Genomic DNA, 16703 nt, shown 5'->3' with positions numbered 1-16703 from the left:
CGTGATCCTGGAGAGTGCATCAATGAAACGGTTAATCCCCACCTTATTGTTCAGCGCCCTGGCGGCGAGCTTTGGCGCGCAGGCGGCCACCCCGAAAGACACGCTGGTGGTAGTCAGTTCGCTGGAAGGCATCATCAGTCTGGATCCGGCGGAAAGCTTCGAAACCGTCAGCTCGGCCAACCTGGTCAATCTGTATCAACGGTTACTGACGCCGGATCGCAGCACGCCGGAAAAACTGGCCCCGGAGCTGGCAAGCAGCTGGCAGGCGGGGACGGACGGTCGCAGCCTGATTTTTACTTTGAAGGCTAATCAGCGCTTTGCTTCCGGTAATCCGGTGCGGCCGGAGGATGTGATTTTCTCACTGGTCAGAGCGGTGAAACTGAACAAGGCGCCGTCGTTCATTCTTGGCGAATTCGGCTGGACGCCGGGAAACGTCGAAAGCCAGTTGAAAAAGCTGGGCGATAACCAGGTGCAGTTAAGCTGGTCGGCCAATATTGGCAGCGGGCTGGCACTGCGGCTATTGACCGCGCCGGTGGCTTCGATAGTCGATGAAAAGCTGCTGAACCAGCACAGCAAACAGGGGGACTTCGGCAATGCCTGGTTGCGTTCGAACTCCGCCGGTGCTGGGCCTTATCGCGTCAGTAACTACGTCCCGCATGAGGCACTGTTGTTCAGTCGTAACGACTACGCCCAACCGCAGGCGAAGTTGAAAACGGTGCTGCTGAAGAACGTTAGCGATGCCGGAACCCGACGCCTGTTGCTGCTGAAAGGGGACGCCGACGTGGCTTACGATCTGGGTGCCGATCAGTTCAATTCGCTGCGTAAAGAGCCGGGGGTCAGGATAGAGCAGCAGGACTCGTCCAAAGTCTATTATCTCGGCTTCAACACCGGCAGCAAGCAGGCACCTGCGTTGAGTAATCCGGCCCTGTGGCAGGCGGCGCGCTGGCTGGTGGATTATCAATCCATTGCCGACAACCTGTTGAAGGGGCAGTACCGCGTCCATCAGGCGTTTCTGCCGCTGGGGCTGGATGGCGCGATCGACGACCAACCGTTCAAGCTCGACGTGGCCAGGGCCAAACAGATTTTGCATGATGCAGGGATCGCCGAAGGCACGCGTATTGACCTGATCGTCATCAATCAGCCGCCGTATACCGATATTGCCCAGGCGCTGCAGGCCAGCTTTGCCAAGGCCGGTTTGCAACTGGATATCCATCCGGTGGTGGAAAGCGATCTGTGGGGCAAGATGCGCAGCCGTGATTTCCAGGCCATTTTCACCTATTGGGGCGCCGACTATCTGGATCCGAACACTAACGCCAGCGCCTTTGCCTATAACGTGCCAAACGGGCCGAAAACCCTGGCATGGCGTACCCAGTGGAACATCCCCGCGCTGAGTGCGGAAACCCGCGCAGCGGCGGCGGAAGGTGACGGGGCAAAACGCGCCGCCCACTACGCCAGCTTACAGCGCGAACTCCAAACCCGTTCACCTTACGTGGTGGCATTGCAGGGGCAAACGCTGGTGGCGCTGCGCGATAACGTCAAAGACGCCAAAGTGGATATCGCCAACAGCATGCTGTATCTGGATCGCGTGAGTAAGTAACCTGCCACGTTACCCCAGGGGCGGCGGTTGTCTGAGATAGCGGCATAAGTCCTGACCGCCTGAGCGATTATTGGCCTAAGCGACCGATAATGCCCGCACCGCCCTTGGCGTGTCCCTGTAATTTCTCCAGTAGCTGTTCGCGGGTGAGCCCCGGACCGAGCGCGTGGGGCGGCAGATCGGTGGCGATCAACACAAAGGTATAGTGGTGAAACCCAGAGCCGGCCGGAGGACAGGGGCCATGATAAACCACAGTGCCGGGCGAGTTTTTGCCACCGACAAAGCCTTTACCCTGGGTGAGATCGCCCTCGGCGAAGCCGCTGGCGCTGGCTGGAATGCCATAGGCCACTAAATGGCTGACTCCCAAACCTGCCCGGCCCTCGGGATCGGACAGCAGCAGGGCGAAGCTTTTGGTGTCTGCCGGTGGGTTGGCCCAGCTTAGCGGTGGCGAAACGTTGTCGCCGGTGCAGCTGGCGTTGCCCGGTGTGGCCCCGGCATATTTCTGTGCCAGCGTGCCACCATCCTGAAATGCCGGTGAAGTTAGGGTAAAGGTGCCGGCGGCCTGTGCCGCGAACGACAACACACCGCTGGCCAAAACCGCGCTGAGCGCGAGTGCAGATAAACCACGACCTGACATACAACCTCCTGTGTTGATTTGGGTAAACCCCGTTTTGCCTTGGGCAAAGCATAGTGCCGCAGGCGGAGAGGCGCCATAACAGCTACGCCATCAGTAGGCTATAACAGCGACATAACGGCCGGGCCAGTCGGCATCAGGGTGAAATAATGTGAAATGGTGTGATTTCTCCACTGAAGGGTGAAATGCCAATATCGGCGGTCAACAGCAGAACCAGCCAGCCGGATAGCGCCAGATAAAGGCCAAAGGGCAGCGTATCCTGCCTGCCGGATTTGTGCAGTAAACCGGCCATTGCCGAAGCGCACAGTCCTGCAATCGCAGCACCGGTGACCAGCATCGGCAGCGCGGCCCAGCCGGTCCAGGCACCCAGCGCCGCCAACAGTTTAAAATCCCCCTGACCAATACCGTCCGTTTTCCGCCTGCGGCGATAGACCGCATTGAGCAACCACAGCGAAAGATAACCGGCGCTGGCCCCGGTCACCGCCTCGGTCAGCGAAACAAAATAGCCTTGTTGATTGACCAACAGCCCGGCCCAAAGCAGCGGCTGCGTCAGACAATCCGGCAATAGCCGCTGTTGCCAGTCAATGAGTGCCAGCGCCAGCAATATTGTCGCTACCGGCAGCAGCAATAGCCGTTGCATCAGTGGAATAGAGAAAGGCAGGGCTGCCAGCCCGGCACCGACGGCAATCAATATCACCGTACGTGCCTTAAGTAGTGAAGGCTGTGTCAAGCCTGGCGACAGGGAGTCAATCAGGCGGGTGGCGAGGGTGGCGGGCAGCAACATGGCCGGGACAAACAGTCCGCGAAACCAGAAATCGATCTGGGGATTATCGAACATAAAAACGTCCCTGCTGGCGTGAAATTAGCGTTCAACATAGCGGCAAAATGGCTTTCACGCAGAGCGAATGACTTATCGATTATCGGTATTGCGCAGGGGGGCGCAAGATGTTGTTAAATGCCAGGTGAAATACGCTGAAATTGCGAATTGCTACGCATAATCAATAGATTAATTTCTTGGTGAATTTTAATGTGCGGTTTTTTTCGGCAAAATCAGCGATGAAATAAAGTGAATTTTCGTTTCAGACGCAAGAGTTTCAGCGTTGCTCTGGTCGCCACGTCTCCGGCTGAAATAATTGGGTTTAGTGTTACGTTGTCACTATGCCGAATGAGGTTTATCCGATTGTTTCTGATGAGAAACCCATTAGACTTTAAGGTTCATGATGCAGTTTGGCGGACATCTGCCCGTAAGGGTGAAAATGTCAGACTGTGCAAAGCTTGGGTGTTCTGTCGTCTGGAGTGATGGCAGCAAGAAAAGGTCTATTTGCCAACCCTCAGGATCAAGGGGCGGCGACGCTGTAATGACAGACGTTATTCGTAAAACGCGTTACCGATTGAAAAAAGTTGTGCCTTTTGCCGCGGGTTATTTACCGGTTATAGGGTTGGCGTGGTTGTGTGGCGCGTTGCCCGCCTACGCCGAATCACCACCCGCACCGGACTCTGTGGCTCATCAACCGGCCAACGATTTGCCGGAACTGGGCGGCAGTGCGTCGAGTGACGCGGAGCGCGAAAAAGAGTGGGCCACCATGGCCAAACAACTGGGTGAACGTAACCTGAATAACGTTTCCAGCCAACAGGTGCGCACCCGCGCCGAGAGCTATGCCGTGGGGCAAGCCAGCAGCGTGTTGCAACAGCAGGCCCAGGAATTGCTTTCACCATTGGGTAACGCCAAACTGTCGCTGGTGATGTCCGACCAGGGGGATTTTTCCGGCAGTAGCGGCCAGCTGTTCAGCCCGCTGTATGATGTTAACGGCTTGCTGACCTACAGTCAGATCGGCCTGTTGCAGCAAACCCAGGGTTCGCTGGGCAACTTTGGCCTCGGCCAGCGTTGGGTCGCCGGCGATTGGTTGCTGGGGTATAACACGGTGCTCGACAGCGATTTTGCGCGTCAGCATAACCGAGCCAGCCTGGGGGCCGAAGCCTGGGGCGATTATCTGCGTTTTTCCGCCAACTATTACTATCCGCTGTCGGCGCTGGCGCAACAGAAGGATAACGCCCAGTTCCTCAGCCGTCCGGCGAGCGGGTATGACATCACCACTCAGGGTTATCTGCCGTTTTACCGCCAGATTGGCGGCTCGCTTAGCTATGAACAGTACTGGGGTGAGAACGTCGATCTGTTTGGTAGCGGCAAAAAGCAAAATGACCCGCGTGCCATGCAACTCGGGGTAAATTACACTCCGGTCCCTCTGGTGACGGTGAAAGCGCTGCACAAGATGGGAGAAGGCGGGGTCAGTCAGGATCAGGTCGAGCTGGCGTTAAGTTATCGGCTTGGCGTACCACTAGTGAAGCAAATTTCGCCGGAATATGTCGCTCAGGCCAAGTCGCTGCGTGGCAGCCGTTATGACAACATCGAACGGAAAAATGTGCCGGTAATGGCGTTTAAGCAGCGCAAAACCCTGCAAGTGTTCCTGGCTACGCCGCCCTGGCGCCTGCAACCGGGGGAAACCTTGCCGCTGGTGCTGGAAATCAAAACCACCAACAAAATTACCCGGGTCAGTTGGCAGGGGGATACCCAGGCACTAAGCCTGACGCCGTCGCAAAACAGTAATGACCCGCACGGCTGGAGCCTGATTGTGCCGCAATGGGACGACTCACCCGATGCCGCCAACCGCTACCGCCTGTCGGTGACGCTGGAAGACGATAAACAACAGTTGGTGACCTCTAACTGGATCCAGCTGCAGGTGACGCCGCCGCTGACGGCCTCTTCTGAAGCTGACCAAGGACTGCCACCGGCGAAAATACTGCAACCACCGACCATTCCGGCAGAAACCGGACCGTTAAACGGCAGTGATTAACCGTTTTTTCCCTGCAGCACCCAGACGGCGGCCTCAACGCGGGATTTCAGCTTCATTTTTTTCAACAGGTGTTTGACGTGCACCTTGACGGTGCTTTCGGTGATGGTCAGCTTGCGGGCGATCATCTTGTTCGGCAGACCCTGGGCGATCAGCTTGAGAATGTCGCGCTCACGTGGCGTCAACTGCTGGATATCGCGTTCGGCGCTGGGGCGGTTCTCACGCAGGCTGGCCGCCAGGATCGGCGTCAATGCCTCGCTTAACACCATCTGCCCCGCTGCGGCCTGATGCAGCGCCTTCAGCAGTTCCTCTGGTTCCATATCCTTCAGCAGATAACCGTCAGCACCGCGTTTTAGCGCGCTGACTACGTCATCTTCGTGATTCGACACGCTAAACACCACGATGCGCCCAGAGAGAGCGGTCATACGCAGGCGATCCAGCGTCTCCAGGCCATTGATCCCCGGCATGTTCAGATCAAGCAGGATCAGATCCGGATCATGCTCTTCGGCCAGCGTGACACCCTGTTCACCGCTGCCGGCTTCAGCGATCACCTGCAGGCGTGGGTCCATGGCGATGAGCTGTTTTACGCCATTGCGCAGCATCGGGTGGTCATCAATAAGTAAAATAGTGGCGGCAGTTTCGGTGGTCATGGTTTCTCCCATTAGTCGATGGCGTGGTTGTCCGGTTTAAAGATCACCCGGATCTCAGTGCCGCCGCCGCTGCGGGGTAAAATCTCGCAGTGGCCGTGCAGGCTTTTGGCGCGATCGCGCATGATGATCAGGCCGTAGTGGTCAGGGCGATCGGTCTCTTCCGGCAATCCGCAGCCGTTATCGCAGACGCTCAGGGTGACCTCGCCTCGTTGATTGACTACCTGAATGCTCACCTGGCTGGCCTGGGCATGTTTGTTGATGTTGCTTAACGCCTCGCGGGCAATCTGCAACAGGTGGATGGCCTGATAAGCGGGCACCGTACGCGGCGTTAACTGATAGTCGAGGTGGATGGCGATGCCGAGCCGTTGGTTAAACTCCTGCACCGTCGACTGCAAGGCGGCCAGCAGTCCCGGCTCCGTCAGCCGCAGACGGAAGGTGGTCAAGAGTTCACGCAGCTGGCGGTAGGCGATGTTTAACTCTTCGCGCATCTGTTGTACCAGCGCCAGGTTGGCGGGTGAAAGCTCAGCCCCCTGCATTTGCAGGCAACTGGTTTGCATCTTCAGGCACGACAATGACTGGGCGATGGAGTCATGCAGTTCACGCGCTATCGCTGCGCGCTCTTCCATCAGCATCAACTGCTGTTGATGATCCACCTGGCGTTCAATTGCCAGCACGCTGGTCAACTGTTCGACCAGGGTACTCATCAATTGTCGATGCTCGTCATTCAGCGGGCGCTGCGGTGCATGTTGCGCGACAATCACCCCGTAATCGCCCAGCTTGTCACTCAGACTCCAGCTCAGCGAAGGGTGATCGGCTTGCTGCTGATCGTCATCGCTCAGGCAGGCGCTGCACACCGGGTTATTGCAATATTCCGGCCGCAGCGGCTGGTTGCCGCACAGCTGGACAAATTGCTCCTGACTGTTGTTTTCGTACAGCCGTACCTGGATGGCGCGCAGTGGCGTCAGGGTTTGCAACTGATTGAGGATCGGTGTCAGGCGGCTGCACAAGGGCTCATTGGCATGCAACTGGCGACTGGAACGATATAAAAAGCTCAGCACCTGATTCTTTTGCTGCAGATCGGCGGTTTTTTCTGCCACCCGTTGCTCCAGCCCGTTGTACATAGTGGCCAGTTCGTCGGACATGGTGTTTAACGCACCGCCGAGTGAGGCCATTTCATCCTGATGGCCACGCTGGGCAAAACGGCGGCTGAAATCGCCGCGACCCGCTGACAGCGCCATCGCCACCAATTGACGCCACGGATGCAGCAGACGACGGCGCAGGTAACAGATAGTCCCCACCAGCAGCAGCAGCGTCAGCGCGATAAACACCGCCTGCACCAGCGTCACCGTCAGCAGCCGACGTTCGGTATGGTGGTCGATATCCGAGACCAGCGTATCGAGCAGGGAAACAAAATGTACCACCTGCGGGGTGGCGTCCGCCGGTTGCTGTGCCGCCCGCAACCTTGGCAGCAGGGTTTCTTGCCAGTAATTATTCAGCGCCTGAAACTGTTCGCTCAGTTGTTCTTGCGTCACTGAACGCTGCAGATCGGGGCTGTTGGCATCCTGATCCAGCTCGCGGATCAGCGCTTCGCTGTGTGCATTCAATGGCACCTGAGCCAGCAGGCGATAACTTTGCATTCGCAGCGAACCGGCTTTGTTGATGGCATGTGCATTGCCCTGAATGCTTTGCGACATCCAGGCGGAAATACTCATACCGGCCACGCCCAGTACCCCCAGCAGCAACATCAGGACGGCCACCTGGTTCACGATGGAAAGCGGTGCTAACAGGCGTTTCATAGGTTTCGGATCCCCGACGGCAGAGCAAGATACGGCTGGTAACCAGAGGACAAGCGCAGGTGGTATCAGCGGGTGTGGTAACGATTCAGCGTTATTTTTCATCATACCCGGCGATAACCCCATACCTCTAACGAAGTACCCACTAGTTTCCCGTCTGCCTTGCCTGCTGCTGACAGCGGCGTTGAGTAATAGCCAATAGGTTGATTTCCATGATTTTAAATCTATGCGGAGAGTTACTCATAAAGGGATGGCGGGGCTTTTCGGGCCGTTGGCTACCTGCATCCGGGTTGATTTACATCAACTTTGCCGCAGGGGTGGCCGCCTAGGGTGAGCGAAGTTATCATCCTGTGTCTGAGGTTTTTATGTCGCAATCTGCAACGTCATTATCAAAACAAACAGGCGCGGTTATTCAGGACTGGCAACCTGAGGATGCCGCATTCTGGCAACAACGCGGCCAACGCATTGCCAACCGCAACCTGTGGATCTCCATTCCCTGCCTGCTATTGGCTTTCTGCGTCTGGATGCTGTTTAGCGCGGTCGCGGTCAATTTGAATAAGGTTGGCTTTAATTTCACCACCGATCAGCTGTTTATGCTCACCGCATTACCTTCCGTTTCAGGCGCTATCCTGCGTGTGCCTTATTCCTTTGTGATCCCGATGTTCGGCGGCCGTCGCTGGACGGCGATCAGCACCTGCCTGCTGCTGGTACCCTGCCTGTGGTTGGGGTTTGCGGTGCAGGACGCCAGCACGCCCTATAGCGTGTTTGTGATTATCTCTTTGCTGTGTGGTTTTGCCGGGGCCAACTTTGCCTCCAGCATGGCCAATATCAGCTTCTTCTTCCCAAAGGCCAGACAGGGCGGTGCGCTGGGCCTGAATGGTGGCCTGGGCAACCTGGGCGTTAGCGTGATGCAATTGGTGGCCCCACTGGCTATCTCTGTTGCCATCTTTGGCGCCTTTGGGGGGACCGGTCAGGTACAGGCTGACGGCAGTTCACTGTGGCTGGAGAACGCCGCCTGGATTTGGGTACCCTTCCTGCTGGTCGGTACGCTGGCGGCCTGGTTCGGTATGAACGATCTGGCGGCTTCTAAAGCGTCGCTGCGTCAGCAACTGCCGGTATTGAAACGCGGTCACCTTTGGGTGTTGAGCCTGCTGTACCTCGCCACCTTTGGTTCCTTTATCGGTTTTTCCGCCGGTTTTGCCATGTTGTCCAAAACCCAGTTCCCGGACGTGGTGATTTTGCATTATGCCTTCTTTGGTCCATTCCTCGGTGCTCTGGCACGGCCGGTGGGCGGGGCGCTGTCCGATCGCTTCGGTGGCATTCGCGTCACGCTGATTAACTTTGTGCTGATGGCCGTGTTTGCTGCCTTGCTGTTCCTGACTTTACCGGGGGCAGGGCATACGGGCTCGTTTATCGCATTTTATAGCGTCTTTATGCTGCTGTTCCTCACGGCTGGATTGGGCAGTGGCTCTACCTTTCAGATGATTGCCGTGATCTTCCGTAAAATTACCGTAGATCGGGTTAAGGCCAGCGGCGGCAGTGACGAAAGCGCTCAACGCGAAGCGGTTACCGATTCCGCGGCAGCCCTGGGGTTCATCTCGGCGATTGGGGCCGCCGGCGGATTCTTTATTCCGAAAGCCTTCGGCACTTCCCTGGCGTTGACCGGCTCACCGGCGGGGGCGATGAAAATCTTCCTGGTGTTCTACGTGGTCTGTGTGCTGGTCACCTGGGTCGTCTACGGCCGTAAAAAATAGTTCACATGTCCCCAGTTCCTCCCCGGCAGGGGAGGAGCTATTTCCCTGCTTTACCCTGTGAAGTTTTACTCCCTCAGTGAAATCCCTGTCGCTTTAGGTAATATTCTTATTACCGCTCGCCATTTTTCCCTTTGTTTATAAGCGTCTCTCTCAAACTGTGATTTCCCGCTTTCGCCAGGCGAATTATTCCTGTTGGTTATTTTTCATTTTTCAGTCGAATTTTTTACGAAAATAAAGCACTGTGTATGACGCGCTGCCTGGTAATAAATTTTGGTTTTTCCGTTTTTCGAGAATTATCCCATCAAGTTAACAAGGGGCCTTTGTATTTGGTGCTATATTTTAACCTGGTGTTCTGCGAAGGATTAAATCAGATAACTCTCATTCTGTTTTGACAGGCTTTTTGTAGGCTATCTGGCAATCGGATTAGGTGGAAAAACAGGTGATATCCTTCACTGGCAGGATGAAATTTCACAATTTCACTTAACTAACAAATTTATAACATTTTTGTGTTTTTCATTTAAAAACAGATTGTTATATGTATTTTATTGCCGGTAAACATGATAAGAAACCATGTTTCCAACAGGGAAATAAAGACATTCAAAGAATCATAATCTCCATTTAAGGAGGTATGTAAAAAATGAAATCAGTAAATTTTTATAAAAATAAATATCTGATGAATGCAACCTGTTGAGTTTACATTTAATTTCTTGAACATTTTTTCATATTTCTATACAAAGTGTGCAGGACAGGCACGCTAAGGAAATTAAAAGTGAATCTTGATAAAAGAATAAAGATTAGGAATCTAGATGTTCTGACACCGTCCAGGGAAAAATTTCGCCTACGTTGGAAGGAGTATCAGATACTTTCCCTTCTTGTCGCCAGATCCCCAGAACTGGTTAGCCGTACGGAAATTATAGAAAACATTTGGAAAGGAACTTACTGTTCAGATTCAACGATAAATCAAACAATTAAATCTATTCGTCAAAAAATAGGTGATGCGGAGCATACACTTATCAGAACCATTCCTCGCCTGGGTTATAAGGTGGAAAATAAGGCTGTTTTTCACTTTATTTCTGAAGAGGATGAATACGTCGCCGATGAATTATGGAATATCGAAAGTGATGCCAATAAAGATATTCAAGCGGAACTTTCTGAAAGTGACAATAAAGATGATGAAATTCTTACTGAAGAAATAGAACAGCCGGAGGAGGTTATTGCTCCGGTTTCTTCGTCTGTCACGCCAGCGCCGATAAAAAATACGACAATAAGAAACAAGGTTCCGGTTTCAGCCGGTCTTTTCTCAGTTCCGGCCATCAGAGTAGTGAAATACCTGTCGGTATTTGTGTCATTGCTGGTTATTTCACATTTCTCATACGTACTGGGGAACCAAACTCGCCCGCCAATTATCAATGATATTCAAAACAATACCCGCGTGGTACTCACTCTGACGCTGAACAATCCTTTGGCCAAGGGGCCGCAAAGCTTGCTTTGCCTGTATCAGGGTGAAAACCTGGAGCAGGCGACCATTGAGTGCGTTGACCCCAAGCAGGGGAAGTTTAAACAGCCGGTGAAATACGATACTTCGGACGCACAGGGAGTGGGTAAGATTAATCTTATATTGCCGGGTAAAACCATGGAATATCAAGTTGCTTACGATGTTAAAAATTAGCATCAGATGATATTTCACCTTTATCGATAATTTTACATTCGGCTAATATTTTTATTTCATTATTTGTTATTTGAAAGCCCGGTCTGTTTTGTCCAGTCTGGTTTCCATGTTCTAACGCCAATTAGCGTCCTGCCTCATGGTGCGGTAGGGAATAATGGGAAACCGGATTGAGTGACAAATTATGGATAAGCGTAAAGTAGCTATCATCGGGGGTTCCGGCTTTATCGGGACGCGTTTGGTTAAACGACTGAGTGCGCGTGACGACCTGGTGTTGATCATCGTGGATAAAAAGCCGAGTGAACATTTTCCTGAACTCTATCAGTTTGGCGATGTAACCCAGCCAGAAACCCTGCGGCAGGCGCTGGCAGGTTGTGACGCCGTGATTAACCTTGCGGCCGAGCATCAGGATAACGTCGATCCTATCTCTCTGTATTATCAGGTTAACGTTGATGGTGCGCGCAATGTTTGCATGACGGCCTCGGCGCTGAATATCAAACAAATCATCTTTACCTCCTCGGTGGCGGTTTACGGCTTCGTGACTCAGGAAACCGGCGAGGAAGGGCTTTTCGAACCCTTTAACCATTACGGCAAATCCAAGCTGGAGGCAGAGTATGTTTACGAAGCCTGGCGCAAAGCGGATGGCAGCAACAAATTAACCATCATCCGCCCAACGGTGGTGTTTGGTGAAAATAATCGCGGCAACGTCTATAACCTGTTCCGACAAATCGCCAGCGGCCGTTTTGTAATGATCGGCAGTGGCAATAATATGAAGTCCATGGCTTATGTGGAAAATATTGCCGCCAGACTGGAGCATGCGTTGGACCAGCAGGCAACCTATCAGGTCAGTAATTATGTTGATAAACCTGACTTCACCATGAATCAACTGGTCGACGTTATTTCTTCTTCATTAGGAAAAAGTAATAAGACTATTCGCATTCCCTATTTATTTGGTCTCTGCGGCGCAACGGCCTTGGATGTGGTGAGCAAAATAAGTCACCGTAAATTTCCAATTAGCCGAGTGCGGGTGCAAAAATTCTGCGCCAGAACGCAATTTAAAAGCAATGTGCAAAATGATTTCGTGGCGCCGGTCGATCTTAATTTGGCGATCGAAAAAACGATTAAGCACGAGTTTTCCTAGAGATACCTTTATTCAACGCTAAGGGTTTTTATTCTTTTCTGCTGACAAGCGGATAAATCTGTATTTCACAGGATTAACTCATGCTGACTTATATCCTGGCAATATCAATTTTATTTTTGTTAATAGCGCATTGGGAGCTGTAACTCAAGGGCGGTAGCGTGCTTATTCGCTGGAGGAACCATGTTATATCAACTGAGTGTGATATTTATTTTGGCGCTGATGCTGGTAGTTATTGCCCGCCGCGCTGCACTGGCGGTGGGGTTAGTGGATAAACCCAATGCCCGTAAGCGCCATCAGGGGCATGTACCGCTGGTCGGTGGCATTGCTATCTACCTGATCATGACGCTGGTGACTTTCTGGCAACCGGACTGGTTGCCGCACAGCACCACCTATCTGTTGTGCGTCACCGCATTGGTGATGCTGGGGGTGCTTGATGACCGTTTTGATCTGCCTGTGGCGCCGCGCGTCATTGTGCAGGGAGGGATCGCGCTGGCGATGATGCTGGCGGCAGGGATGCAACTCTCTTCATTGGGGTTCCTGTGGGGCCATCAGGAGTTGTTGCTGGGTTATGCGGCCTTGCTGATCACGCCGTTGGCGGTCTGGGGGGCGATCAACGCTTATAACATGGTTGACGGTATCGACGGTCAGCTTGGCGCGCTGTCCTGTGTCACCTTTATGGCGTTGGCCATTTTGTTCGGGCTGGCCGGGCATGAGGCTCAGGCCTTGTGGTGCCTGAGCCTGATAGCGGCCCTGGCGGCCTACCTGCTGTTCAACCTCAGCGTATTCGGTGCGCGTAACAAGATTTTCATGGGCGATGCCGGCAGCATGGTGATTGGTTTCAGCGTGCTGTGGTTGCTGATTGTCGCCACCCAGGGTGAGGACGCGGTAATACGACCGGTGACCGCACTGTGGTTAATCGCCATCCCGCTGATGGACATGGTGACCGTGATGGTACGCCGTTTGATGCGTCGCCAGAGCCCGTTCAAGGCCGGACGCGATCACCTGCATCATATTCTGATGCGCCGTGGCCTCAATGCGCGTCAGGCGCTGGGGATGAGCTGCATGTTGGCGGTCACTCTGGCCTGTGTCGGCATCTGTAGTGAAGTGCTGCAGACACCGGATCACCTGATGCTGCTGGCCTTTATATTTTGTTTCTTCGGTTATTTTGCCCTGTTGCACGAACCGCGCCAGGCAAGAATCTTTACTGATAATCCTACCGCCGATCGTTAATCCCCAACGGGCTGCAAAGGCGGCCCGTTTTCTCACGGTACCGTTATGAACCTTCATTTGCCTCATTGGATGCCACTGGTGCTGTCCAGCGTTTTGCTCAGCGGTTGCACTGCTTTTCCGGGTTCGCACCTGCCGACCCATGGCAAAGACGTCGTGACTCAGCAGGACGAAGACTTCGATTTGAACAAGCAGGTCCAGGTGTATCGCGTTACGCCGCTGCTACTGCAAAAAATGCGCCGGGTAGAGCCGGTGGCGCGGCCAAATCTGGCGCTGGATCAGCGTCTGCAAAGCTATCAGTACCGTATTGGTATCGGCGATGTGCTTAACGTTACCGTCTGGGATCATCCGGAATTGACCACCCCGGCGGGGCAGTATCGCAGCGCCAGCGACACCGGCAACTGGGTGCATGCCGACGGCACGATCTTCTATCCCTACATCGGCCGGGTGAAGGTGGTGGGGAAAACCGTCAGCGAAGTGCGCAATCAGATCGCCGGGCGCTTGGCGACCTATGTGGAAAGTCCACAGGTCGACGTCAGCATTGCCGCCTTTCGCTCGCAGAAAGTTTATGTGACCGGCGAAGTGAAAACCTCCGGGCAGCAGGCGGTGACCAACGTGCCGCTGACCATTCTTGATGCAATCAACGCAGCCGGTGGGCTGACCGATAACGCCGACTGGCGCAACGTGGTGCTGACGCATCAGGGCAAAGAGCAGCCGATTTCTTTGCAGGCGCTGATGCAACGCGGCGATATCAGCCAGAACCATCTGCTGGAGCCGGGCGACATCCTGTATGTGCCGCGCAACGACGAACTGAAAATCTTTGTGATGGGTGAGGTCGGCAAGCAGTCGACGCTGAAAATGGACCGCAGCGGTATGACGCTAACCGAGGCGCTGGGCAGTTCCGAAGGGATCAGCCAAACGGTGGCCGACGCCACCGGCGTGTTCGTGATCCGCCCGAATGGCGGCAAACAGCCACAGCGGCTGGCGTCGCTGTACCAGTTTGACCTGTCTGATGCCTCCGCGCTGGCGATGGGCACCGAATTCCAGTTGGAACCTTACGACGTGGTGTACGTCACTGCGGCGCCGATCGCACGCTGGAACCGTTTGATCAGCCAGTTGGCACCAACCATTTCCAGCTTTAACGACCTTAGCGAGGCCACGTTGCGGGTCCGTAACTGGTAAACCCGTGACGGTGACTTAAGGAATACTGATGATGAAGAACAATGCATTGCCAATTGTGATGGCTGAACAGGACGACAAACTGGAGTGGGAGCGCCTGATTGGCCCGCTGTGGGATAACCGCTGGCGCATTCTGCTGGTCACCGGCGTCGCCGGTATTCTGGGCTGCGCTTATGCACTGATGGCGACGCCAATCTATCAGGCCACTGCCCTGGTGCAGGTGGAAAAGCAGCTCTCGGGTGATTCACTGCTGCGTGAAACGCTGGACAGCTCGATTGGTGGATCTATCGGGCAAAACTCGGCGACTCAGGACGAGGTTTCTCTGGCGAAATCGCGCTACGTGATTGGCAAAACCGTCGACGATCTTGGTCTGACTGTGCGTATCAGCCCGGACTACTTCCCGCTGTTTGGCAAGGGCATCGCCCGCCTGAGCGGTGAAACGCCGCCGGTGCTGAACATCTCCGGGATGAAGGTGCCGGCGGTCATGCAGGGCCAGGAAGTGACTCTGACCGCAGAGGATCAACAGCGTTACAGCCTGAGCCATGACGGCAAAAAATTGTTCGGCGGCAGCGTTGGGCAAGCCCTGCAGCAGGGCGGTTGGGCCATCAATGTGACCGCGCTGGAAGCCTTGCCGGGTACTACCTTCACCCTGGTTAACGTGCCGCGCCAGAAAGCGGTGGATGACCTGCGCAACATGCTTGACGTCGCCCCCGGCGGCAAGGAAAGCGGCATCATGACCTTCAGCCTGGCGGGGGAGGATCCGCAGCGCGCGGAGGCGGTGCTAAAAAGCATCACCGACAACTACCTGCAACAGAACGTGGATCGTAAAACCGAGGAGGCCCAGCGCATGCTGGCCTTCCTGCACGAGCAGTTGCCGCGGACTCAAAGCTCGCTGAACAACGCCGAAAATCAGCTTAATCAGTTCCGTCAGCAAAACGACTCGGTGGATTTGTCGCTTGAGGCCAAATCGGTGCTGGATACCCAGGTGCAACTGGAAGGCCAGTTGAATGAGCTGACCTTCAAAGAGGCGGAAATCTCCAAGCTGTATACCCGCGTGCATCCGGCCTATCGGGCGCTGTTGGAAAAACGCGCCACGCTGGAAGCGGAAAAAGCCCGCCTTGGCAAGCAGGTACAAAGCCTGCCGAAAACTCAGCAGGAAATTCTGCGCTTAACCCGCGACGTGCAGGTGGACCAGCAAGTCTATATGCAACTGATGAACAAACAGCAGGAGTTGAGCATCAGCAAGGCCGGCACGGTGGGCAACATCCGCATTATCGATGAGGCGGAAACCGGTCTGCGCCCGGTGCAACCGCAAAAAGCGATGATCGTTTTCTTTGCTCTGCTGATGGGAGGCGTGCTGTCAGCCTCGGTGGTGGTGTTGCGCGCCGCGCTTCATCGCGGCATCGGTGACACCGATACGCTGGAAAAACGCGGCATCAGCGTGTATGCCACGGTGCCGTTGTCGCCATGGCAGCAAAAGCGTAATCGCACTCAGCAGCAGTTGTTGACCAAAAGCAGCAGCGGCAAGCTGCCAATCCTGGCGCAAGAGCAACCGGAGGACTTGTCGGTTGAGGCGATCCGCAGCCTGCGCACCAGCCTGCATTTCGCCATGATGGAGGCCAAAAACAATATTCTGATGGTTTCCGGCGCCAGCCCTGCCAGTGGAAAAAGCTTTACCAGCACCAACCTGGCGGTGGTGATTGCTCAGGCAGGGCAGCGGGTGTTGTTGATCGACGCCGACATGCGTAAAGGCTTCTTGCACCGCTGGTTGAACAACAGTGCCAAGGACGGGCTGTCAGACATGCTGTCCGGACTGATCGCGCCAGACCAGGCGGTGAAGAAAACCGATATCACCAATCTGGACTTTGTGCCGCGCGGCCAGGTGCCACCGAACCCGTCTGAACTGCTGATGCATCAGCGCTTTGCCGACTTCCTGCGCTGGGCAGGGCAAAACTACGATCTGGTGCTGATCGATACGCCGCCGGTACTGGCGGTAACCGACGCCGCGATTGTGGGTCATCATGCCGGTACGGCGCTGATGGTGGTGCGTTTTGAGGTCAACACCGTCAGACAGATTGAGACCAGTATCCGTCGCTTCGAGCAGAACGGCGTGACGATTAAAGGGGTGATCCTCAACGGCATGGTGAAGAAAACCGCCACCGATGCCGGTTACTATGCCTTTGCTTACCCCAGCCACCAGGAAAAGGTTCAGTAAC

The 16703-nt window shown here is 54.7% G+C and carries 12 protein-coding genes; 8 read left to right on the top strand and 4 right to left on the bottom strand.

Translation table 11 applies throughout. The features are described from left to right. The first annotated feature begins 22 nt into the window (after nucleotides 1–22). The gene (locus FCL49_RS10395) at nucleotides 23–1597 is read left to right on the top strand and encodes an ABC transporter substrate-binding protein (protein ID WP_174353540.1); all 1575 of its coding nucleotides are present in this window, start codon (nucleotides 23–25) and stop codon (nucleotides 1595–1597) included. 67 nt (nucleotides 1598–1664) lie between these two features. Here FCL49_RS10395 and FCL49_RS10390 read toward each other — a convergent pair whose 3' ends face one another. Together FCL49_RS10390 and FCL49_RS10385 are read right to left on the bottom strand one after the other, a co-directional pair. Then, nucleotides 1665–2231 (bottom strand): YbhB/YbcL family Raf kinase inhibitor-like protein, encoded by a 567-nt coding sequence (locus FCL49_RS10390; protein ID WP_174353539.1) that lies wholly within the window; start codon nucleotides 2229–2231, stop codon nucleotides 1665–1667. A gap of 133 nt (nucleotides 2232–2364) precedes the next feature. Then, nucleotides 2365–3066 (bottom strand): prepilin peptidase, encoded by a 702-nt coding sequence (locus FCL49_RS10385; RefSeq protein WP_174353538.1) that lies wholly within the window; start codon nucleotides 3064–3066, stop codon nucleotides 2365–2367. Nucleotides 3067–3586: 520 nt separating this feature from the next. Between FCL49_RS10385 and FCL49_RS10380 the strand changes: the two genes are divergently transcribed. Continuing rightward, the gene (locus tag FCL49_RS10380; protein WP_174353537.1) at nucleotides 3587–5080 is read left to right on the top strand and encodes a YchO/YchP family invasin; all 1494 of its coding nucleotides are present in this window, start codon (nucleotides 3587–3589) and stop codon (nucleotides 5078–5080) included. Here FCL49_RS10380 and narL read toward each other — a convergent pair. Further along, nucleotides 5077–5727: a two-component system response regulator NarL gene (narL, locus tag FCL49_RS10375; RefSeq protein ID WP_174353536.1), complete on the bottom strand. Its 651-nt coding sequence runs from the start codon at nucleotides 5725–5727 to the stop codon at nucleotides 5077–5079. The genes FCL49_RS10380 and narL overlap by 4 nt on opposite strands. Before the next feature lie 11 nt (nucleotides 5728–5738). Then, nucleotides 5739–7523 (bottom strand): nitrate/nitrite two-component system sensor histidine kinase NarX, encoded by a 1785-nt coding sequence (gene narX, locus FCL49_RS10370; protein ID WP_174353535.1) that lies wholly within the window; start codon nucleotides 7521–7523, stop codon nucleotides 5739–5741. A gap of 362 nt (nucleotides 7524–7885) precedes the next feature. Between narX and FCL49_RS10365 the strand changes: the two genes are divergently transcribed. The 6 genes from FCL49_RS10365 to FCL49_RS10340 all read left to right on the top strand — a co-directional run bounded on the left by FCL49_RS10365 (nucleotide 7886) and on the right by FCL49_RS10340 (nucleotide 16702). After that, nucleotides 7886–9274 carry a NarK family nitrate/nitrite MFS transporter gene (locus FCL49_RS10365; RefSeq protein WP_174353534.1) on the top strand — a complete coding sequence of 463 codons (1389 nt, stop codon included), beginning with the start codon at nucleotides 7886–7888 and terminating at the stop codon, nucleotides 9272–9274. Nucleotides 9275–10043: 769 nt separating this feature from the next. Then, a complete protein-coding gene (locus FCL49_RS10360) occupies nucleotides 10044–10943 on the top strand; it encodes a transcriptional regulator (protein ID WP_174353533.1) in 900 nt (299 codons plus the stop codon). Between the two features lie 181 nt (nucleotides 10944–11124). Then, nucleotides 11125–12081 carry an NAD-dependent epimerase/dehydratase family protein gene (locus FCL49_RS10355; protein ID WP_174353532.1) on the top strand — a complete coding sequence of 319 codons (957 nt, stop codon included), beginning with the start codon at nucleotides 11125–11127 and terminating at the stop codon, nucleotides 12079–12081. Between the two features lie 180 nt (nucleotides 12082–12261). Continuing rightward, nucleotides 12262–13311, top strand: coding sequence for a UDP-N-acetylglucosamine--undecaprenyl-phosphate N-acetylglucosaminephosphotransferase (wecA, locus tag FCL49_RS10350; RefSeq protein WP_174353531.1), 1050 nt, complete (start codon nucleotides 12262–12264; stop codon nucleotides 13309–13311). Nucleotides 13312–13356: 45 nt separating this feature from the next. Then, nucleotides 13357–14490: a polysaccharide export protein gene (locus tag FCL49_RS10345; protein ID WP_174353530.1), complete on the top strand. Its 1134-nt coding sequence runs from the start codon at nucleotides 13357–13359 to the stop codon at nucleotides 14488–14490. 28 nt (nucleotides 14491–14518) lie between these two features. Next, nucleotides 14519–16702, top strand: coding sequence for a polysaccharide biosynthesis tyrosine autokinase (locus FCL49_RS10340; RefSeq protein ID WP_174353529.1), 2184 nt, complete (start codon nucleotides 14519–14521; stop codon nucleotides 16700–16702). The last annotated feature ends 1 nt before the right edge of the window (nucleotide 16703 follow it).

It is taken from the genome of Serratia proteamaculans, from assembly GCF_013337185.1.
Lineage (GTDB): Bacteria > Pseudomonadota > Gammaproteobacteria > Enterobacterales > Enterobacteriaceae > Serratia > Serratia proteamaculans_D.
This window is presented reverse-complemented; position numbering and strand designations above follow the sequence as displayed.